Source organism: Micromonospora sp. NPDC023956 (genome assembly GCF_040639195.1).
GTDB lineage: Bacteria > Actinomycetota > Actinomycetes > Mycobacteriales > Micromonosporaceae > Micromonospora.
This window is the reverse complement of sequence record NZ_JBEZZN010000005.1, coordinates 155,097-175,650: the sequence shown is the minus strand read 5'-3', so window position 1 is coordinate 175,650 and position 20,554 is coordinate 155,097. Positions and strand designations below refer to the sequence as shown.

Here is a 20,554-nt window from a genome sequence, read left to right as displayed (position 1 = left end):
ATGCGCCTGCTCATCGGCCAGACCGGGGCCCCGACCAGCGTCGTCAACGCCAGCCTGCGCGGCTTCCTCGACGCCGCGCAGGGCCACGACGTGCTCGCCCTGCGCGGCGGCCCGGACGGACTCGTCGACGGCCGGTTCACTCCGGTGACCCTCGCGGACGTGCCGGCGGAGTGGACCCGCCGGGGCGGCTCCTGGCTCGGTGCCGGCCGCCGCGCGGTCACCGACGACGACCTCGACGCGGCGGTGGCCACGCTCGCCGAACACCGCGTCGACGGGGTCGCGCTGATCGGCGGCAACGGCACCATGGCCCTGCTGCGGGCGCTCACCGAACGGGCCGAGCGGACCGGCCTGCCGTTGTGCACGGTCGGCATCCCGAAGACCGTCGACAACGACCTGGTCGGCGTCGACCACTGCCCGGGGTTCGGTTCCGCCGCGCGGTACCTGGGTGCGGTCGTACCGGATCTGGCCCGGGACCACGCGGCCATGCGGTCGATCGAACCGGTCCGGATCGTGGAGACCCTGGGCCGGTCGGTGGGCTGGCTGGCGCTCGCCGCGACCGGGCACCGGGAGGACCCGGCGCACGCGCCGCACCTGGTCCTGCTCCCCGAGGTGCCGTTCGACCGGACGGAGTTCCTCCACCGGGTCTCCGACACCCTCGACCGGCACGGCCGGGCCTTCGTGGTGACCAGTGAAGGGGCCGCCCGCGAGTTGACCGACGAACCCTTCGAGGCGGTCAACCACACCCGCATCCTGACCGGCGGCGTGTCCCGCCGGCTGGCCGCCCTGGTCACCACCGAACTGGGGGTCGTCGCCCGGGGCGAGGTCCTCGGCATGGTGCAGCGCGCCGCCGGCGCCCTGGCCAGCGGGGTGGACCGCCGGGAGGCGGCGGAGGCCGGCCGGTGCGCGGCGCGGCTGCTCGCCGACCGGGCCACCGGACTCATGGTCGGTCTGCACCGCGCCGGCACCGACCCCTACACCGTCGGGTACGACCCGGTGCCCCTGGCCGACGTCGCCGGCCGGACCCGACCCGTACCGCCGGAGTGGCGCACCACCGACCCGGCCGGACTCGACGACTTCCACCGATGGCTCGCCCCCCTCGTCACCGAGTGACATCCCTCGAATCGGAAAGGCACACCATGCGGCACAGGTACCTGAGCACGGCGCTCGCCCTGGCCCTGATCGGCGGGCTCACCGCCGGCTGCGGTTCGGACTCCGCCGGCTCCGCCAACGAGATCAACCTGATCATGTCCAACCACCCCTGGCAGCGGGCCATCGAGCCGTTGATCGACGACTTCGAGCAGGAGTCGGGCGTCACGGTGAAGGTCCAGACCTTCGCCGAGCAGCAGATGCGCGACAAGGTGCAGCTCAACCTCCAGTCCCGCAGCTCGAACATGGACGTGTTCATGACGCTGCCGTCCCGGGAGGGGCCGCAGTTCGCCAAGTCCAACTACTACGAGCCGCTCGACGAGCGGGCCGGCGGGGCGGCCGACTACAAGGTCGACGACTTCCCGGAGGCGGTCCGCGCCGGGATGACCGTCGACGACAAGATGATCGCCGCGCCGATCAACGTCGAGGGCGTGGTGCTCTACTACCGCACCGACCTGTTCCAGCAGTACGGCGTCACGCCGCCGAAGACGCTCGACGACCTGACCACCGCCGCCGCGGCGATCAAGCAGAAGTCCGGCGGCAAGGTGACCCCGATCGCGCTGCGCGGCCAGTCCGCGGCGCTGCCGTTCACCTTCGGCCCCTTCCTGCACTCCGAGGGCGTCGCGTGGACGAAGGCCGACGGAACGCCGAACTTCGACGACCCGAAGGCGATCGCCGCGATCGACCGCTACGCCACCCTGGCCCGCGAGTACGGCCCGCCCGGCGTGGTCAACAACACCTTCACCCAGTCCTCGGCCCTCTTCGCCGCCGGCAACGCGGCCATGGAGCTGGAGTCCAGCAACGAGCTGAGCAGCATCAACGACCCGAAGACCTCCAAGGTCGGCGAGAACATCGGGGTCATCGACTTCCCCGCCGGCTCCGCCGGTTCCAAGACCACCGTGCTCTCCTGGGGCCTGGCGGTCTCCTCGTTCTCCAAGAACAAGGACGCCGCGTGGAAGTTCGTCCAGTGGGCCACCAGCGCCAAGACCCAGATGGAGCTGACCAAGGCCGGCATCGCGCCGCCGCGTACCTCGGTCAGCCAGGACCCGGCCTACACCGCCACCCTGAACACCGAGACCCTCAAGCAGTGGAACGCCGCGCTGACCAAGGCACAGACCGACGGTGAGACCGAGGTCGGACCGGTCGGTGTCGCCGCCGCCGAGATGCGCAAGGTCATCGGCGACGCCGTGGGCAAGGTGATCCTCGGCCGGGCCAGCGCCGAGGACGCGGCCGAGGAGATCCAGACCGGCCTCACCCCGCTGCTGGCGAAGAACACCCAGTAGGGATCCCATGAGCACCGACACGATGACGACACCCTCGCCCGTCCCCCGCCCCGCTCCGGCCGGGCGGGGGGCGGGGGACCGCCGCCGCAGGCGGACCCCCGTGCATCCGACGGCCCGGGGGATCTGGCCCTTCGTGGTGCCGGCCGCCGTGGTCACCGCGCTGCTGGTCCTGCTGCCGATCGGGTACACGGTCTGGCTGTCGGTGACCGACCGGCAGTCCGACGGCACGAACGCCGGCTTCCTCGCCTTCGACAACTACGGCCGGATGTTCGCCGACCCGGCCTTCTACAACTCGCTGAAGGTCACCCTCTTCCTCTTCGTGGTCTGCCTGTTCGTGGAGACCCTGCTGGGACTCGCGCTCGGCTACGTGATGAGCCTCGACGTCCCCGGCCGGCGCATCTTCCAGGGGATGATGCTCATCCCGGCTATCACCGCGTCGGTGGCGGTCGGCCTGCTCTGGCTGCTGATCATGGATCCGAGTCTGGGCGCGGCGAACGAACTGCTCGCCGTGATCGGGATCGACCCGGTGGTCTGGCTCGGTGACCCGGCGATCGCCCCCTGGTCGATCGCCCTGGTGGACATCTGGCAGTGGACGCCGTTCATGGCCCTGATCATCGCCGCCGGAATCCGGTCGCTGCCCGAGGAGCCCTTCGAGGCGGCGTCGATCGACGGGGCCAGCGCCTGGCGTACCGCGTGGAACATCGGTCTGCCGCTGCTGCGTCCGGTGCTCACCGTCGCGATGCTGCTGCGCACCGTCGACCTCGTCCGCTTCTTCGACACCATCTACATCATGACCCAGGGCGGTCCGGTCGACGCCACGAACACCCTCAACGTGTACGGCTACAACGAGGCGTTCGTCGACCAGGAGCCGAGCTACGCCGCCACCCTCCAGATCGCCCTGCTGGTGCTGGTGGTCCTCATCGCCGCTGTCTTCACCCTGGTACGAAGGAGGGCCGCGAAGTGAGAAACGGCAGGCGACTGGTCGGCGTCTACGCCGCGTACGCCCTCTTCACCGTGATCTTCTTCGGTCCGGTGCTGTTCATGCTCTGGTCGTCCCTGCGGCGCAACGTCGACATCACCGGTTCGCTGTTCGACGTCACCTCGCCGCTGACGCTGGAGAACTTCACCAACCTGTTCGAGCGGTTCGAGTTCGGCCGCTACATCGCCAACAGCTTCATCGTCGCCGGCGGATCCACGCTGCTCGGCCTGGTGCTGGGCGCCCCCGCCGCGTACGTGGTGGTCCGGCGGCAGCTCAACACGCTGGGCTTCGTCACCCTGCTCGCCCGGATGGCACCGGGCGTGCTCTTCGTCCTGCCGCTGTTCGTGCTCTCCATCCGCATCGACGCGCCGTCGAACACCGGGCTCAACTACGCCCTGCTCATCGTGGCGCACCTGATCGTCACGCTGCCGCTCTGCATCTGGCTGCTGATCCCGTTCTTCGAGGACATCCCGATCAGCATCGAGGAGTCCACGCTCATCGACGGGGCCAGCGCCTGGCAGCGGTTCCGCACCGTCGTCCTGCCACTGGCCATGCCGGGTGTCTCCGTCGCGCTGACGCTCAGCTTCGTCTTCTCCTGGAACTACTTCCTGTTCGCGCTGGCGCTCGCCAACGACCAGACCCTGCCGCTGACCGTCATCGCGTTCAACTTCATCGGCCAGGGCTCCAACGACTTCGGTGGGTTGATGGCCGCCAGCACGCTCATCTCAGTGCCCGCCCTGCTGCTGACGATCTTCGCGCAGCGGTGGCTGGTGCGTGGAATCACCGGAGGTGCCGTCAAGTGACGACGTCCACCAGTATCCGTGCCCGGTTCCCGGGCGACGGTCGGATCGACTTCGACACGGTCACCCTCGGCCCGGTCGCCGAGGGCGAGGTACGCCTGCGGGTCGACGTCTGCGCCCTGTGCGGCTCGGACAAGCGGCTGCTGCGATCGGGCTCGACGGTGGTGCCCGGCCACGAGATCGGCGGCACCGTCGTCGAGGTCGGTGCCGGGGTCGACGTACCCGCCGGCACCCGCGCGATCGTCTACATCCCGGTCTTCTGCGGCACCTGCCGGCGCTGCGTCGCCGGGCGCACCAACCAGTGCCTGCGGTTGACGCAGCTCGTCGGCTGGCAGCGCGACGGCGGGTTCGCCGAGCACGTCGACGTACCCGCCCGGTGCCTGCTCCCGGTCCCCGACGACGTGCCGCTGACCACGGCCGTGCTGGGCCTGGACACCGTCGGTACCGCCGCGCACGCGCTGCGGCTGTGGCAGCGTGTGCAGCCCGACGGGGTGGACCGGGCGCTGGTCGTCGGGGCCGGTCCGCTGGGACTCGGGGTGATCTCGGTGGCCGGCGCGTTCGGCGTCGGCGCGGTCGACGTCGCCGACCCGCACGAGGGCCGGCTCGCCACCGCCGTCGCGCTGGGCGCGCGGGCCGCCGGGGACCTGGCGACCGAGAACCAGTACGACCTGGTCATCGAGGTGAGCGGAGCCACCGCGGCCCGGGAGACCGCGCAGCGGGTGGTGGCCCCGGGCGGGGCGGTGGTGGCGCTCGGCGAGTCCGACCAGCCGTACACCATGCCGGCGACGCCCCGCTGGCGGCGTACCGACTGCTTCACCATCCGCTCGTTCTACTTCCCCACCAGTGAGGTCGAGGCGAACTGGGACCTGCTGCGCGACTCCGGTGCGGCCCTGCGGGACCGGCTGACCGTCCCGCTGGCCCTCGCCGACCTGCCGGACGCCTTCGCCCGCTTCGTCGCCGGCGACTACCTCAAGCCCTGCATCGTCTCGGAGGACGCCCGATGAACCAGCGGCACCTGCTCATCCTCGCCGTGGACCAGCGGCCCTGGCTAACCAAGGCGCTCTACGGTCACACCGGGACCGCCACCGCCGCCCAGCGCGCGGCGATCTGCGACGGCAAGCACATGGTGGCCGAGGGACTGCTCGCCGCGCTGGCCGACGAGCCGCGCCTGGCCGCGCACGCCGGCATCCTCGTCGACGACACCCTCGGGCCGGGCGTGCCCGAGCGGGCCCGCGCGCACGGGGTGACGGTCAGCATGCCCGTGGAGAAGGGCGGCTGCGAGATCTACGAGACCGAACCGGCCGACCTGAGGTCCTACCTCGACCACCACCGACCCGACCTGCCGAAGGTGCTGGTCCGGTACAACGTCGAGGGGGATGCCGAGGGCAACCGGGTGCAGCGGGAACGGCTGGCCGAGGTCGCCGCCGCCACCCGGGACGCCGGTGGCCGGTTCCTGTTCGAACTGCTCGTGCCCCCCACCCCCGCCCAACTCGACCTGACGGGTGGCGACAGCGGACGGTTCGAGCGGGAACTGCGCCCCGCCCTGGTGCACCGGGCGATGGCCGAGATCCTCCAGGACCTGCCGGTGGACGTCTGGAAGCTGGAGCACCTCGACGCGCCGGAGCACTACCGCACCGCCGCCCGGATCGCCGCCGACACCGGGGGCGAGTGCATCCTGCTCGGCGCGAACGCCCCCGCGTCGCAGCTCGAGGGCTGGCTGACCGACGCGGCCGGCGCCGGATTCACCGGCTTCGCTATCGGACGTAGCATCTGGTGGGACGCACTGCGCGGACTGCTCGCCGGGGACCTGGCCCGTCCCCGGGCGGTGGCGGCGGTGGCCGCGAACTACCGGCGATTCGCCGCCGCGTTCCTCGCCGCGGTGCCGGACGGGCCCCAGCCACACGAGTGAGGACACCAGTGACGACACAAGTCCCGTCGGGGGCGGCGGCCCTGACGCTGCCGGTGCCCCCGACCGACGCCGACCTCCAGACCGGCGAGCGGGTGGGCGAGCTGATCTACCGCACCCTGCGGGACCGGATCATCTCCGGGGAACTGCGCCCCGGGGTGCGACTCAGCGTCCCGGCCCTGGCCGAGGAGTTCCGGGTCAGCCGCAGCCCGGTCCGCGACGCGGTGATCCGGCTGGTCCAGGACGACCTGGCCCGGGAGGAGATGAACCGGGGCGCGGTGGTGGCCCGGGTCGAGGGCGACGAACTGGTCAGCCTCTACGAGGCCCGGGAGGCGCTGGAGTGGGCGGTGACCCGGCTGGCCGCCGAACGCTACACCCCGGCGCTGCGCCGACGGCTGCTCGCCCTGCTCACCGAGCACCGGGAGGTCGCCGAGGCCGGGGACTTCGCCCGGCACCTCGAACTCGACGCGGCGTTCCACCGGGAGATCCGGCAGGCCGCGCAGAGCCCGGTGCTGACCCGGATGCTCGACGGCGTCCAGGGCCGGGTCATGATCGCGATGCGGTCGACCAGCCTCACCGGCGGCATGGTCCAGGCCGTCACCGAACACCAGGCCATCTTCGAGGCGCTCGGCTCGGGCGACCCGGACGCCGCCGGCGAGGCGGCACGGGCACACATCCGACGACTGAAGGAGTTGCTGCGTGCCGCCTACTGACACCGTCCTCGCCGTACGGTGCCACGGCCCGGGGGACGTCCGCGCCGAGCGGGTGCCGACCCGTCCCGCCGGGCCCGGCGAGGTGGCGATCGCGCCGCTCGCCGTCGGGGTCTGCGGCACCGACAGTCACATCGTCGGCGGCAGCTTCCCGGCAGCCCTCCCGGTGGTCCTCGGACACGAGGTCTGCGGCCGGGTGATCGAGGTCGGACCGGGCGTCGACCGGCTGGCCCCCGGTGACCTGGTCACCGTCGAACCGCACGACTACTGCACCACCTGCGTCTACTGCCGACTCGGCCAGGAACACCTCTGCGACACCAAACGGGGCTACGGCGTGCGCCTCGACGGCGGCATGACCGGGCGGATGGTCCTGCCCGCCCGGATCGCGTACCGGCTGCCACCGGGGACGCCACCCTGGATCGGGGCGCTCACCGAGCCGCTGGCCTGCTGCGTGCACGGCATGGACCAGCTCGACCCCCGCTCCGGGCTGCCCGTACTGATCTACGGCGCCGGTCCGGCCGGGGCGATGATGGTGGCCCTGGCCCGGTCACGCGGGCTCGCCCCGATCGTGGTGCTCGACCCCCGCGCCGACCGGCGGGAACTGGCGCTGCGGATGGGCGCCGACGTGGCCCTCGATCCGGGCGACCCGGAGAGCGCGGCGGCGGCCCGTGCCCGCACCGACGGCTTCGGCTTCCCGTACGTGGTCGACGCGGTCGGCTCGGCCCGGATCCTCGAGTCGGCGGTGGAGCTGGCGAGCCGGGGCGGGCGGGTCCTGGTCTTCGGGGTAGCCCGGCCGGAGGACGAGGCGCGGATCCGCCCGAACGAGATCTTCGCCCGGGAACTGACCATCGTCGGGGCGGTGATCAACCCGTACACCCACCACCGCGCCGTGGGGCTGCTGCCGACCCTCGGCCTGGACCGGCTGCGGCCCGCGTTCTTCGGCGTCGACGAGGTCACCCGGGCACTGCGGGCGCAGAGCGGCGGCGAGGCCGACAAGGTCTTCGTCGCCCCGTACGGCGAGGAGGCCGCCCGCAGCGCGGAGGACAGCCCCCGAGCGGAGCGGTAGCTCGCGCCGGGGTGGTGGCGGCAGACCCCCGGCGCGTCGAGAAGCGGTAGCGGGGAGCCCTGCCGTCACCCCTCAGCTGTTCACCGGGCGGCGGGCGACCAGGAAGACGTGGGTGACCGGCCAGTCCAGCGCCCGGCCGTCCGGGGCGGCCAGTCCGGCGACCGGGGCGAGACGGTTGGTGACGATCCAGTCGTTGCGGGTCGGGCCGCTCGCCGGATCGACCTCGAAGCCGACGTCGGCGAGGAGCGCCTTCCAGTCGGCGTACTCCAGGCCGCAGAACTGCTCCCGGGTCTCCGACAGCCAGTTGTCGGTGTAGTCCTTGCGGGTGAGGAAGTCCATCGCGTCACCGAGCGTCAACTCGACGACCGCCCCGGGTTCGGTGTCCCGCGAGCCGGTGTCCCGCGGGTCGGTCTGCCGTGCGTCCGTGTCCCGGGGGTCGGGCACGGGGCGGAAGGTGAAGGGGAACCGGTAGTCGACGGCGAACTGGTCCAGCCGAGCCCGGGTCGACAGTCCGCCGACGTGCGCCGCCACCTCGTCGGGGAGCAGGGACGCCAGGTCGGTCCGGGGTCGCGTCGGGTTCGCGCCGTCCGCGGTGGACAGGCGCAACCGCACCGTCCGGTCCCGGCCGTCCGGACCGCACACGTCGCTGTTGATCCACACCCCACCGGGTACGGTGTGGTCGTAGATGGCCTGCACGAACCGGCGCAGCGACGCCATCCGGTCACCGTACGACCAGATCTCGTGGGTCAGCGCGAAGGTCAACGTGGTGTCCACCGAGCGCGGCGCGAAGACCGCCCCGCCGAGCACGTTGCGGCGGTAGAAGAAGACGTTCGGGTTGGTGAAGAAGCCCTGTGCCTTCTTGTGCACGCACTCCTCGAACAGGTGCCGGGCCACCTCGACGCCGATCAGGTCGCTCTCCCGCAGCGCCGGCTCCCGGTCGGCCAACTCCAGCACGGCGCCCGCACCGCAGCCGACGTCGACGATCCGCCCCGGCCGTACGTGCTCGCGGACCGCCGACCACTTGCGCTCTGCGGCGTCGGCGAAGGCCTCGGCGTACGTCCGGTAGTCCCGGGTGGCGGTCAGCCCGCCCTCGTCGCCCACCACCGGGTCGTTGACCACCGCGCGTACCAGGTCGTCCAGCCGGTAGCGGCGGTACACGTCGACGGTCGCGGGGTGCGCCAGCTCCCGCCAGGTCGGGTCCCCGGCGGCCAGCCGCAGCAGCACGTCCCACGGCCGGTCCGGCGCCGGCTCCACGTCGGCCTCCACCCCGGCGATGGCGTAGCCGAGCCGCTCGTACATCGCGGCGACCTCCGGCGTGGAGCAGGCGACCACCGTGTCGGCCGGGGTCAGCTCCCGCCCGGTGGCCGCCGCCACGTTCTTCAGGGTCACCTCGGCGAAGCGGTCGGTCGCGGCGGTGTCGAAGACCGGAACCACCACCGAGCGGAGCCCGCCGAGCACGCTGAACCGCTCGATCGCCGCCTCGCGCCGGTGGTACGGGACCGGGTTGCGACGGGTGTTCTCGTGGTTGGCCGAGGTGACCGCCCAGACCACGGTCGCCCCGTCACCGTCGTCGGCCGTGGGGGCGTCACCGCTGGTCGCGAGTCGGCGGAGGTACTCGGCCTGGAACCGGGTCAGCAGGTGGTGCCGGCCGGGAAAGAGCACGTAGCGGGGCATGCGACGTTCCTAGCGGATGCCCGCCGGGTCGGCCCCGTCGGGGTGCCGGCCCACCCGGGGGCTGGGATCAGCTGTGATTTGATCACCCGTATGAGCCCCTCGCTGCCCCACTTCGGTGACGACTCGGTGCGGATGTGGGTCACCGCCCTGCCCCCGTCCGAGCCGGGCGAGGTGAACATCGTGCTGGGTGTCGACACCCGGGGCGGTGTCGACGAACGGCTGGCCTGCGATCTGTTCAACTACGGTCACGAGGGCGAGGAGGGCGTGTTCTACCTGCTCCCCATGGACCTCTGGGCCCGGGTCGAGGTCACCGGCGACCGGCTTGCGGTCCGGCTGGTGACCTCCCCGGAGCGCGTCACCGAGGCGGGGCGGCACCGCGACGAGGAGTTCCGCCGCGCCGTCGCGGACCTGGCCCGGGAGGAACTCCCGGACGGTCGGGTCACGGTGCTGCGCCGCGAGATCCGGATCGACCCGGCGGCCCTTGCCGGCCAGGTGGGGCTGCTGCCCGGTCCGGGTCACCGGGCCGAGCTGGGTCCGGAGGGGGAGCCCTGCGGTGACGATCTACGTCCGGTCCTGGTCCTCGACCACGTGGGGCCGGCGACGCTGGACCAGCTCCGCACGGCCCTCGCCGACGGGGAGGCCGGCGTCCTGGTCGTCGGCGCGGACTGACCGGGCCGGCAGGGTCACGGCGACACCACGCACGGTGGGTCCGTGTCGCGCCCTCCGGCACCCGTGGCTGCCGACTGCCCGGTGGGCGTGGGCTGCCCGGTTACCGGCGGGACAACGCTCCACGGATGCTGTGGAGCTGCCCGCACAGACGGGGCGCGGGGCCGCCACGGGTCCGCGCCCCTTTACCGTGGTCGACCTGACCCCGGTCGCGATCGGCCCGTACGTGGTGCCGCCGGTCAACCTCGACGAGCAAGGCGGTCGCGCACCGGCCGAGAACGTGGACCCCGGGGTGTCCGGCCGGAGACGGGGCGGCTGCCGCAGCTAGGGGCAGGAGGAGATCCCGAGCTGCTGCGCCCGGCTGAGGATCTCGTCGGAACGCCCGCCGTAGCGGGCCGTCTCGAAGCTGGCCTGCAAGCGATCGAGAGCCGACGAGGAGTCGACCTTCTGGCTCGCGCTGTACAGTCCCCTACCGCGCTCGTCGAAGAGCTTCAACCACTCCCGTGCTTCTTCGGCCGAGTAGGAGGGCGGCGGGATCTCCCGCAGTCGCGCGGCCAGGTCGGCATAGTCGTCGTAGTACCGTTCCAGCGTCTCGGCCAGCTTGGTGATCTCCGCCGGGTCGTTGCTCTGCACCTTGTCCTTGTCGATGTTCTCCATCGCCCTGACATGACCGACCAGCATGTCGCTCATTCGGGCACAGGTCGCCTCCACGTCCTGCGCCCACTGAGCCGGGGAACGGACCGCGGCTGAAGAAACCGACAGCTTCGCCGAAGGGGTCCGCGTCACGGACGGGGACGGCGCAGCTGTCCTCCCCGTGTCGTCCTGTCTCAGGACGACGAAGATCACGGCAGACACACCGAGGACCAGGACCAGGACCAGCAGCGACCAGTGCAGCGGAGAGATGTAGATGTTGGTCTGGGCGTTCGTGCCGCCCGCGTTGATCTGGACCCCCCGGGACCCCGGCAGGCTCAACCCGGGCGGGGACGTCTCGGACGGTCTGTCGGTGGACTCACCGTCGGGCCGATGGTTCACCGGGACCCGAAGGTGTTGCGCTGGGTGTTGGTGCCACCCGTGTTGACCTGCACGCCCTGGCTGCCGCGCAGGTCCAGCGCGACGGGCGACCCCGGCCCGCGCTCCTCGGCCACCGGGGGCGCGGCCTCGACCGCCGCCCGTGGGGAGGACGGCAGCAGGTACGGCGCGAGTAGTGCGAGTGCGGCGACCACACCTCCGGCGGCGCTCCCGAGCTTGTCCGCCCGGTCCAACCCGACCGACCAGAAGTGGACGACCAGCCCCGAAACGGCCAGACCCGCGGCACCTCGCCCTACCCACACCCAAACGGTCCTGTGACCCGGCATCAGTCATCCTCCGACGGCCAGCGCCTATCCGGTCGTCGATTGTACGAAGTGGAGACACCACGTGTCGGCAGGACAGCGTCGGGTGAGGGTGCGGGCGAACGAGGCGTGGTCGGGGCCGGGGAGAAGCCCGAATCCTCCCGGTGCAGCCGACGCGGCCCGGTCCCCGCCCGTACGGCGGTCGCACCGGAGTCTTACCGTCCCCGAACACGCCCCGGCTATCGTCGATCGAATGACAGAGCGGGAAGTGGTCGCCCATCTCCTGCGGCGGGCCACGTTCGGGCCGACCGCCGACGAGGTGGACCAGGCGGAGCGGGCCGGCGTCGCGGCCACGCTCGACCGGCTGTTCACCCGCCGCGCGGCGGGCCCCTCCCCGCTGCCGGACCTCGGGCCGGATCCGGCCGCGCAGCTCACCCGGGAGAGCGACCGCACCCAGCGCCAGCAGGTCAACCAGGAACGCCGGGCGCAGGTGCTCCGGTTGACCGAGTGGTGGCTGGAGCGGATGGTCACCGCCGACGACCAGCTCGACGAGAAGCTGCTCTTCTTCTGGCACGGCCACTGGGCGACCAGCGTCCAGAAGGTCCGCTCCGCCCCGCTGATGCTCCGCCACCTGGAGACGCTGCGCCGGCACGGGCGGGGGCCGCTGCCGCCGCTGGTGGACGCGATGGTCCGGGACCCGGCGCTGATCCTCTGGCTGGACGGCCAGCGCAACACCCGGAAGGCTCCGAACGAGAACCTGGCCCGCGAGCTGATGGAGCTGTTCACCCTCGGCCACGGTGGCGGCTACACCGAGGCGGACGTGAAGGACGGGGCCCGCGCGCTGACCGGCTGGGTGGTGGACCGCCGCACCGGCACGGCCCGGTTCGAGGCCCGCCGGCACGACCCCGGCCCGAAGACCATCCTCGGCCGGCGGGACGCCTTCGACGCCGGCTCGTACGCGAAACTGCTGGCCGACCGGCCGGAGACCGCACGGTTCGTGGCCGGCCGGCTCTGGTTCCGCTTCGCCGGCGCGGACGTGCCGCCGCCGGCCGATCTCGCCGGCCCGGACACGGTCACCACACTACGCCGGCTCCTCAGCGCGCCGGCCTTCGCGCAGACCCGGGACACCCTGGTCAAACAGCCGGTCGAGTGGCTGGTCGGCGCGTCGCGTCAGCTCGGCGTCCGGCCGTCCGCGTTGCCGGAGCCGCAACGGCGGCGACTGCTCGCCGGCCTGGCCGCGCTGGACCAGGTGCCCCTGCGGCCACCGAGCGTGGGCGGCTGGCCGGCCGGCACCGCCTGGCTGACCACCTCCTCGCTCCAGGCCCGGCTCCGCACGGCCGAGGCGCTGGCCGGCTCGACGGCCCCGGCGGTGCTGGCCCGGCTGTCCGCCGCGCCGCCCGACGGCCGGGCGGACGCGCTGGCCCGGCTGTTGGTGGTCGACCGGTGGAGCGACCGTACCCGGGCCGCGTTGACCCCGCTGGCGGGGCAGCCCCGCAAGCTGATCGCGGCCGGCCTGGTCAGCCCCGAGTACGCGGTCTGCTGACCGGGAGGAGAGGAGCACCGTGGACACCGTGACCCGACGGCGATTCCTGCTGGCCAGTGGAGTGGTCGGGGCGACCGCCCTGGCGGCCGGGGCCACCGCGTACCGCCTGGACGACCTCTTCGCCACCTCGGGCGACCGCGACCCGCAGGCCCGCACGCTGGTGCTGGTCACCCTGTACGGCGGCAACGACGGCCTGAACACCGTCGTCCCGTACGCGGATCCGGCCTACCGCGACGCCCGACCGGAGCTGGCGTACGCGGCGGAGGAGGTGCGGCGGCTGGACGACGAGGTGGGGCTCAACCCGGCGCTGGCGGGCCTGCACCGGCTGCACGGCGAGGGGCGGCTGGCGGTGGTCCGGGGAGTCGGCTACCCGAAGCCGGACCGCAGCCACTTCCGCTCGATGGACATCTGGCAGACCGCCGACCCGGAGCGCCCCGGCACTACCGGATGGCTCGGCCGGTGGCTCGACCGGGCCGGCGGCGACCCCCGGCTCGCGGTCTCCTTCGAGCCGTCGCTGCCGCCGCTGCTGGCCGGCGAACGCAGCGCGGGCGCGGCGGTGCCGGTGAGCGAGCGGAAGGCGGGCCGGGGGCTGCCGGAGTCGACGATGGCCGCGTTCGCCACCGCCGCGCCGGACGACAGCCCGGCCCGGGCCCGCGCGGCGGCCTGCTACGCCGACCTGCGCCGGATCGACGAGATGATCCGCGACGTCCGCGACGCCGCCGGTGCCGAGGAACCGGAGCAGGAGGGCGAGGCGGCCCCGGCCACCGCGACCGGCGGTGCGCGCACTCCGCTCGACGCGCAACTCGACCTGGTCGCCCAGTGTGTCGAGGCGGAGGTCGCCACCCGGGTCTTCTCGGTGTCGCTGGGTGGCTTCGACACCCATGCCGACGAGAAGCAGTTGCAGGAGGTGCTGCTCGGGCAGGTGGACCGCGCGGTCAGTGGCTTCGTCGACCGGATGGCGCGTACCGAGGCGGGCCGGAAGGTGGTGGTGGCGGTCTACTCCGAGTTCGGCCGGCGGGTGCGGGCGAACGCGTCGGACGGCACCGACCACGGCACCGCCTCGAACGTGCTGCTGCTCGGCTCCGGCGTGCGCGGCGGACGGTACGGCGAGGCGCCGAGCCTCACCGACCTCGACGACGGCGACCTGAAGTTCACCACCGACTTCCGGGACGTCTACGCCACCCTGCTGGAACAGGTCCTCGACACCGAGGCGGGGGACGTGCTCGCCGGCTGGCGGGGCCGGCTGACCGGCGTCCTCTGACCGGTCCGGCGCTCCGGCAGCGAACGGACGGGGGAGGACGGCCGGCCGTCCTCCCCCGTCACGTCGTCCGAGCGTGCCGGGGTTGGCCCGCGACCCCGTACGGACTGTCAGGGCTGGCTGGGAGTGATCAGGGTCTGGGCGGGTTGCGCGGTGATCGTGCCGGTGCCGGCGGTGGTCAGGTTCGACACCAGCCACGGGGTGACCGACGCCGCGCCGCCGACCGTCCAGAGGTCGGGCGTGCCGTTGCCGTCGATGTCGGCGGCGCGCAGGTCGAGGGCGACGTCGGTGTTCCAGTTCGTGGCCAGCTGGTACGCGGTGTAGGTGAGCTGGCCGGTGCCCTGGCTGAAGGTCAGGTCCGTCCACAGGTGAAGTGCGCCGGTGCTGCGGTTCCACAGGAACATGGCGGTGCCGCCGCTGAGCTGGGTGGTGGCGATGGTCCAGTTCTCCCAGTCGGTACCGCCGGTCGGCGTCAGCGCGGTGGTCCGGGTGGCGAGGAGGTAGCCGCCGGGCGTGAAGAAGTTCGGGTAGTAGGTGAGGTGGTGTCCGTTGGTCGCGTCGCCGCTGATCCCGATCAGGTCGGGAATGTCGTTGCCGAGCCGGCGGCTGTCCCCGGCGTTGGCGAGCTGGCGGGGCGAGTTGCCGTACTCGTCCAGCAACTGGTCCGAGATGATGGGCAGCTGGTTGCCGCTGAGCTGAGGGTGCAGCGGTGACCCGTCACCGGTGCCGCGCAGGATGGTGGCACCGCCGGCGTTGGTGCCGGTCGGGTGGTAGACGAGGACGTCCTGGAAGGACTCGCCGAAGAACCGCCCCGTGACGACCTGGCTACCGGTGAAGTCGCCGGGGTCGTACCCGCCGATGCCGTATCCCCGGATGCCGATGTTGGTGCTGGCCGGGTCGATGCCGGCCGCGCCGCCCCCGGTGGCGAGCCAGATCCCGGCCGGCAGGGTGTGGGTGCCGCCCACCGTGAGCAGGTCGGCGACCCCGTCGCCGGTGAGGTCCGCGTCGGGGGCGGCGGGGGCCGGATCGGAGTTGAACGTGATGGTGGCACTCTCCCCGGCGGGGCCACCCGTGAACAGGCCGTAGACGGTGAGCGTGGTGGTGAACCAGGTCGGCTTGACGGAGATGGTGGCCGCGCCGTTGGCGTCGGCCGGCACCTGCGCCGGTGGTCCGGCGTTCACCTGGTAGACGTACGCGTTCGGGGTGGTGTCGGCCGCATTGGTGATCAGGAAATCGGCGTACACGCCGACGGTGGTCGGCCCGCTGGGCGGGGTGATGACGGGGGCGGTGGGGACCGTTTCGGTGGCGCTTGCGCCCCTGGCCGGCGACGGCGGGTCAGCGGCAGCGGGTGGGACGGCCACCAGGGCGACACCGGCGACCACACCGACGAGAGCGGAGGACGCGACGCGCCAGGCGCGCCGGGACGGGTTGGGCTCGGGCATGGGTCAGGGGCTCCCCGTGGCTCGGCTGACGTGAGTGGTGCGAGTAGTCAACCAGTCGACCGGGAGGTCAAGGAAGGTCTGAAGCAACGGAAGGTCATCTATCTGATACTGGCCGTGCCCGGCTTGTCGGGGCTGCTCCGTCAGAACTCGGGCTTCCCGCCTTGCCGCTGGCGTAGCGCGCGGCGGAGGTTGCCGCCGTACACGTCCGCCGCCTCCGCCGGGGAGAGCCCGTCCAGGCCGACCGGGTGCAGGGTCTGGGTGAACGAGACGTGGTCGAGGCTGGGGGAGAAGTCCGAACCCCAGTAGAGGCGCTGCGGCCCGAAGGCGTCGAGCAGCACCTCGACGAAGGGGCGCGCGCTCTCGTGCGGCCAGGCGTACGACGGCTCGCTGACCGCGTACAGGCCGGAGAGCTTGACCCCGACGTGCGGTAGGGCGGCCAGCCCGAGCAGGGGCGCGAGCACCGAGGCCGCGGTGTCCCGGTCCGGCGGGGTCGGGTGCGCGCCGGGTAGGCCGAGGTGGCTGACCAGCACGGTGCAGCCGCCGAGGGCGGCCAGTGCCGGGCCGAGCTGTCCGGTCGCGGCGGGGGTGGCGTTCAGGCTGAGCACCGCCCCGACCCGGTCCAGGTCGGCGGCGGCGTCGCCCAGCCAGTCGGCGAAGGACCGGCTGGCCTCCGCGTCGGCCAGGTAGGCCGAGATCCCCACGAACCCCGCCGCCCACCAGCGGTCCAGGCCGTCCGTCGGGCCGGACGGCGGGACGTACGCGACGGGAGCGATCCAGTCGTGCGCGGCGGCGAGCGCGGCCAGGTGGTCGTTGTTGCCGGCGAACTCCGGCGCGCCCTCGTAGCCGACGACGAGCGCCCGGTCGATGCCGTGCGCCCGGCGCAGCGACTCGTAGACGACCAGTTCGTCCCCGCCGGCCGGGGACCGTCCGTAGCGGCCCGGATACCCGGCCGCGAACAGGTGCAGGTGTGCGTCGGCGCGTTCCATGGCCGGACCCTAACCCACTCCGACCAGGCCATTGACGTGGGAGGAGCGCTCGCTTAAGTTCTTGTCTCAATTAGGTCCGGATTATCGGCCGGAGGCGAGGAGTGAAGCCGCGTGGCGCAGGCGCACGAGCACGTTGACGATCTGGTACAGCTGCGCCGGCAGCTCCACCAGCACCCCGAGCTGCGGTTCACGGAACACCGGACGGCAGTTGTCCTGGCCGACCGACTGGCTCCCCTCGCCCGGGTTCGGACCGGAATTGCCGGCACCGGTCTGCTGGTCGAGATCGATGGGTGTGCCCCCGGACCCGCGGTGCTGCTTCGGGCCGATATGGACGCCTATCCCGTCCAGGACGCCAAGGAGGTCGACTACGCCTCCGGCAACCCCGGTGTCTGCCACGCCTGCGGACACGACGTCCACATGACCGTCGTCTACGGCGTGGCGGCCCGGCTCGCCGCGGAGCCGCCCGCCCGGGGGTCGGTGACCCTGCTCTTCCAGCCGGCCGAGGAGATCCCGTTCGGCGAGGCGTCCGGCGCCGCCGCGGCGCTCGCCGACGAGGCCCTGCGCGGGCGGCGCTACGACGCCGTCCTCGGTCTGCACTGCTGGCCCGACCTGCCGGTGGGGACGGTCGGCGTCGACCGGGAGACGGCGATGGCCGCCAAGGACGCCTTCCGGATCGAGGTGCTCGGCCGGGCCGCGCACGCCGCCACCCCCGCCCTCGGCCGGGACGCGATCCTCGGCCTGAGCGGCATCGTCAACCTGCTGCACGCCGGGGTGGCCCGCGCCCGCAACCCGCACGAGCTGGTCGCCTTCAACATCGGCACGATCGCCGGTGGGGCGAGCCAGAGCCAGGTCGCCGCCCACGCGGAGGCCACCGGCACGCTGCGCACCCACGACGAGGCCACCCGCGAGCGGCTCAAGGAGGTCATCGAGCGGATCGCCCGGCAGCAGGCCGCCGCGCTCGACCTGGGCGTGCGTTTCACCTGGGCCAACGAGATGCCCCCGGTCCGCAACGCAGCCGCTCTGGTCGCCCTGGCCCACGCCGAACTGCCCGGGGCCGTCGACGTGGTCGACCTGGCCGAGCCGCCGCTGACCACCGACGACTTCGCCCTGCTCGGCGCGCTCGGCCCCAGCCTCTACGTCAAGCTCGGGGTGACCGGCGAGCGCGGCGGCGCACCGCTGCACTCCGGCTCCTTCGACGTGGACGAGCGCTGCCTCGGAGCGGGCGTGACCGCCCTGGAACGGCTCACCCGGGCGGTCCTGGACGGCCGGCTGGCGACCGGGGAGGACGCCGGTGACCCGACCGCCGCCGTCCCCACCGGAACCGGGCCCGGCACCGGCCGGACCGGGGGTCGGAGGGCGGCCGGCGACGGCCGATCCACCGGGGCCCAGGCGGTCCGGGCATGAGCAGCCGGTCGGTGGCGGTGGTCGGGGCCGGGGCGTTCGGCGTCCGGCACCTGGCCGCGTACCGGTCGCTCGGCGTGCCGGTGCGGGCGCTGGTCGAGCCGGACGCCGCGACCCGCACCCGGGTGGCCGCCGAGTACGGGGTGCCGCACACGTACGCCTCCGTCACCGAGCTGCTCGCGGCCGGCCGTCCCGACGCGGCCTCGGTCTGCGTACCCGGACCGGCGCACCGGGCGGTCGCCGTCGACCTGCTCGACGCCGGGGTGCCCGTCCTGGTGGAGAAACCCCTGGCCGCGACGGTCGACGACGCCGCCGCGATCGTCTCCGCCGCCGAGCGGACCGGCGTGCTCTGCCAGCCCGGCCACATCCTGCGGCACAGCGCCCCGCACCGCGCCCTGTACGAGGCGGTCCGCGCCGGCCGGCTCGGCGAGGTGCTCGCCGTGTCGTCCCGTCGGGACCGGCCCCGCACCCTCAGTCGGCTCTTCCCGCGCGAACACCCCGCGCTGCTCACCGCCGTGCACGACATCGACCTGGCGCTCTGGTACGCCGGAGCGCCGGTGGTCGAGGTCCGCGCGGTGACCCGGACCCGACCCGGACCGGCCAGCCCGGTCCTGGTCTGGGCGGAGCTTCGGCACGCCAACGACGTCGTGTCGTCGATCCGCAACAGCTACCTGCTCCCCGAACACGCCACCAACCACATCTCGGACCTGGTCGAGGTGTACGGCACCGACGGGGTCGCGCACGTCGACCTCGGCCACCCCACGCTGCTCGTCCAGGGCGAGCCGACCGAGGCGCCCGACTGGCTCCTCTCCCCGCCCGACGGCGGTGGCGCGCTCGCCGCCGAGCTGCGGCACTTCCTCGGCCAGGTCGACGGCACCGAACCGGCGGCGGTGGTCCCGCTCGCCGACGGCTTGCACGTCGTCCGGGTCGCCGAGGCCGTGGTCGACAGCGCCACCGCCGGTGGCGCGGTCCGCCGGATCCCCCCGAGCCCTCTTTGAGTGACAGGAGCTTCTGCCGATGTTTCGACGTAGATTGGCCGGCGTCGTCGCCGCCGGCACGGCGGTCGCCGCGCTGCTGACCGGCTGCGGTGGCGGTGACGACTCCTCCGACGGCCCGGTCACCCTCAAGGTGCTGACCTGGGAGCCGGGTGGCACCGAGTACTGGCAGCAGGTCAAGACCAGGTTCGAGGACGCCCACCCGGACATCAAGCTGGAGATGCAGTCCGTCCCGTTCGACAAGTACCCCGAGGTGCAGGGCCCGTACATCACCTCGCAGTCCGGGCCGGACGTGATGGCGAACAACGCCGGGCTGGAGCTGTTCGACCGGCGTGGCGCGTACGTGCCGCTCGGCGCCAAGGCCGCCGAGATCAACAAGGACCTGGTCACCTACAGCGGCGCGTGCGAGGGCTTCGACACCGCCAAGCCCTGCTACGGCGTGCCCTTCTCGTACCAGGGCAACGTCCTCTACTACAACAAGGACGTCCTGCGCGCGGCCGGCCTCGACCCGGAGAAGCCCCCGGCGACCTGGGCCGACTTCGGCGCGGCCTGCGACGCGGTGAAGAAGTCCGGCAAGACCTGCCTGGCGCTCGGCCTCTCCGGCACCTTCCCCGCCTACTGGGACTTCCCGGAGATCGCCCGCAACTACCTGTCCGAGGAGGACATCCGGGGTGTGCTGGCCGGCACCCTGCCCTGGACGGACCCGAAGCTGGTGTCGGTCCTGGAGAAGCTGGCCGAGATCACCACCAAGGGCTGGACGAACAAGAACGCCCCGTCGATCACGATGCTGCCCGACGGTGCGGACATCTTCCAGCGCGGCGACGCCGCCTTCGCCGGCACGATCATCTCCGACGCGGTGAACTGGGACGCCTTCGGCAAGGCCCTCGGTGACGACAAGCTGGGCGTCACCCGCTGGCCGACGATCAACCCGGACGCGCCGTTGGCGCAGAAGTTCTCTGGCATCGAGGGCGCCGTCTACGGCGTCACCAAGTGGAGCGAGAAGAAGGAGGCCGGCCTCGAGTTCATCACCTGGCTGGCCGGCAAGGAGAACGGTGAGCTCTGGGTGAAGCACGCCAAGGGCCAGCCGCTGAACAAGAACGTCGACCCTTCGCTGCTGCCCTCGTCCCCGGCGTTCCGGAAGATCCAGGAACTGGTGGCCGAGCCGACGCTGCACGCCGGTGTGATGCTCTCCGGTCCGGAGGCGGACGCGCTCGCCCGTGGCTGGCAGCAGGTGACCCTGGGCCAGCTCACCGTCGCCAAGTGGGCCGAGCAGATGCAGCAGGCGCTGGAGCGCAGTCCCACGAAGAAGCAGGGCAAGTGACCGTACCGGTCGCAGGCGGCCGGCGTGCCGCCTGCGACCGGTGAGTC

19 protein-coding genes are annotated in these 20,554 nt (G+C 72.8%); 14 read left to right on the top strand and 5 right to left on the bottom strand.

Annotated features, from left to right (window positions below; all coding sequences use genetic code 11):
- From AB0F58_RS12955 to AB0F58_RS12920, 8 genes are all read left to right on the top strand, one after another.
- Entirely contained in the window at window positions 1-1,110 is a 1,110-nt protein-coding gene (locus AB0F58_RS12955; protein ID WP_357142229.1) for a diphosphate--fructose-6-phosphate 1-phosphotransferase, read from the top strand.
- Between the two features lie 26 nt (window positions 1,111-1,136).
- Entirely contained in the window at window positions 1,137-2,429 is a 1,293-nt protein-coding gene (locus AB0F58_RS12950) for a sugar ABC transporter substrate-binding protein (RefSeq protein ID WP_357142227.1), read from the top strand.
- A gap of 100 nt (window positions 2,430-2,529) precedes the next feature.
- Entirely contained in the window at window positions 2,530-3,393 is an 864-nt protein-coding gene (locus tag AB0F58_RS12945; protein ID WP_357142225.1) for a sugar ABC transporter permease, read from the top strand.
- Window positions 3,390-4,211 (top strand): carbohydrate ABC transporter permease, encoded by an 822-nt coding sequence (locus tag AB0F58_RS12940; RefSeq protein WP_357142223.1) that lies wholly within the window; start codon window positions 3,390-3,392, stop codon window positions 4,209-4,211. Before AB0F58_RS12945 ends, AB0F58_RS12940 begins: the two co-directional genes overlap by 4 nt.
- Window positions 4,208-5,212 carry an alcohol dehydrogenase catalytic domain-containing protein gene (locus AB0F58_RS12935; protein ID WP_357142221.1) on the top strand — a complete coding sequence of 335 codons (1,005 nt, stop codon included), beginning with the start codon at window positions 4,208-4,210 and terminating at the stop codon, window positions 5,210-5,212. Before AB0F58_RS12940 ends, AB0F58_RS12935 begins: the two co-directional genes overlap by 4 nt.
- Window positions 5,209-6,117, top strand: a complete 909-nt coding sequence (locus AB0F58_RS12930) for a 2-deoxy-5-keto-D-gluconate 6-phosphate aldolase domain-containing protein (RefSeq protein ID WP_357142219.1) — start codon at window positions 5,209-5,211, stop codon at window positions 6,115-6,117. Before AB0F58_RS12935 ends, AB0F58_RS12930 begins: the two co-directional genes overlap by 4 nt.
- Window positions 6,118-6,125: 8 nt before the next feature.
- Window positions 6,126-6,827: a GntR family transcriptional regulator gene (locus AB0F58_RS12925; RefSeq protein ID WP_357142217.1), complete on the top strand. Its 702-nt coding sequence runs from the start codon at window positions 6,126-6,128 to the stop codon at window positions 6,825-6,827.
- A complete protein-coding gene (locus AB0F58_RS12920; RefSeq protein WP_357142215.1) occupies window positions 6,814-7,890 on the top strand; it encodes an alcohol dehydrogenase catalytic domain-containing protein in 1,077 nt (358 codons plus the stop codon). Before AB0F58_RS12925 ends, AB0F58_RS12920 begins: the two co-directional genes overlap by 14 nt.
- A gap of 72 nt (window positions 7,891-7,962) precedes the next feature.
- Here the strand turns inward: AB0F58_RS12920 and AB0F58_RS12915 are convergent, their stop codons facing one another.
- Window positions 7,963-9,564 carry a class I SAM-dependent methyltransferase gene (locus AB0F58_RS12915; protein ID WP_357142212.1) on the bottom strand — a complete coding sequence of 534 codons (1,602 nt, stop codon included), beginning with the start codon at window positions 9,562-9,564 and terminating at the stop codon, window positions 7,963-7,965.
- 90 nt (window positions 9,565-9,654) lie between these two features.
- Between AB0F58_RS12915 and AB0F58_RS12910 the strand changes: the two genes are divergently transcribed.
- Window positions 9,655-10,233, top strand: a complete 579-nt coding sequence (locus tag AB0F58_RS12910) for a hypothetical protein (RefSeq protein WP_357142210.1) — start codon at window positions 9,655-9,657, stop codon at window positions 10,231-10,233.
- 321 nt (window positions 10,234-10,554) lie between these two features.
- Here the strand turns inward: AB0F58_RS12910 and AB0F58_RS12905 are convergent, their stop codons facing one another.
- A complete protein-coding gene (locus AB0F58_RS12905) occupies window positions 10,555-10,920 on the bottom strand; it encodes a hypothetical protein (protein WP_357142208.1) in 366 nt (121 codons plus the stop codon).
- A gap of 338 nt (window positions 10,921-11,258) precedes the next feature.
- Window positions 11,259-11,561 (bottom strand): hypothetical protein, encoded by a 303-nt coding sequence (locus AB0F58_RS12900; RefSeq protein WP_357142206.1) that lies wholly within the window; start codon window positions 11,559-11,561, stop codon window positions 11,259-11,261.
- 253 nt (window positions 11,562-11,814) lie between these two features.
- On the opposite strand from AB0F58_RS12900, the gene AB0F58_RS12895 reads away from it, so the two are divergent.
- Window positions 11,815-13,104: a DUF1800 domain-containing protein gene (locus AB0F58_RS12895; protein ID WP_357142204.1), complete on the top strand. Its 1,290-nt coding sequence runs from the start codon at window positions 11,815-11,817 to the stop codon at window positions 13,102-13,104.
- Between the two features lie 19 nt (window positions 13,105-13,123).
- Window positions 13,124-14,365 carry a DUF1501 domain-containing protein gene (locus AB0F58_RS12890; RefSeq protein ID WP_357142202.1) on the top strand — a complete coding sequence of 414 codons (1,242 nt, stop codon included), beginning with the start codon at window positions 13,124-13,126 and terminating at the stop codon, window positions 14,363-14,365.
- A gap of 107 nt (window positions 14,366-14,472) precedes the next feature.
- Here the strand turns inward: AB0F58_RS12890 and AB0F58_RS12885 are convergent, their stop codons facing one another.
- Window positions 14,473-15,804, bottom strand: coding sequence for a hypothetical protein (locus tag AB0F58_RS12885; protein WP_357142200.1), 1,332 nt, complete (start codon window positions 15,802-15,804; stop codon window positions 14,473-14,475).
- A gap of 140 nt (window positions 15,805-15,944) precedes the next feature.
- Complete coding sequence (locus AB0F58_RS12880; RefSeq protein ID WP_357142198.1) at window positions 15,945-16,790, bottom strand: amidohydrolase family protein; 846 nt, start codon at window positions 16,788-16,790, stop codon at window positions 15,945-15,947.
- A gap of 111 nt (window positions 16,791-16,901) precedes the next feature.
- On the opposite strand from AB0F58_RS12880, the gene AB0F58_RS12875 reads away from it, so the two are divergent.
- From AB0F58_RS12875 to AB0F58_RS12865, 3 genes are read left to right on the top strand one after another with little or no spacing between them, the layout of a single operon-like run.
- The gene (locus AB0F58_RS12875; protein ID WP_357142196.1) at window positions 16,902-18,194 is read left to right on the top strand and encodes a M20 family metallopeptidase; all 1,293 of its coding nucleotides are present in this window, start codon (window positions 16,902-16,904) and stop codon (window positions 18,192-18,194) included.
- Window positions 18,191-19,189, top strand: a complete 999-nt coding sequence (locus AB0F58_RS12870; protein WP_357142194.1) for a Gfo/Idh/MocA family oxidoreductase — start codon at window positions 18,191-18,193, stop codon at window positions 19,187-19,189. Before AB0F58_RS12875 ends, AB0F58_RS12870 begins: the two co-directional genes overlap by 4 nt.
- Before the next feature lie 19 nt (window positions 19,190-19,208).
- On the top strand, window positions 19,209-20,507 hold the full coding sequence (locus AB0F58_RS12865; RefSeq protein WP_357142192.1) for an ABC transporter substrate-binding protein: 1,299 nt from the start codon (window positions 19,209-19,211) through the stop codon (window positions 20,505-20,507).
- The last annotated feature ends 47 nt before the right edge of the window (window positions 20,508-20,554 follow it).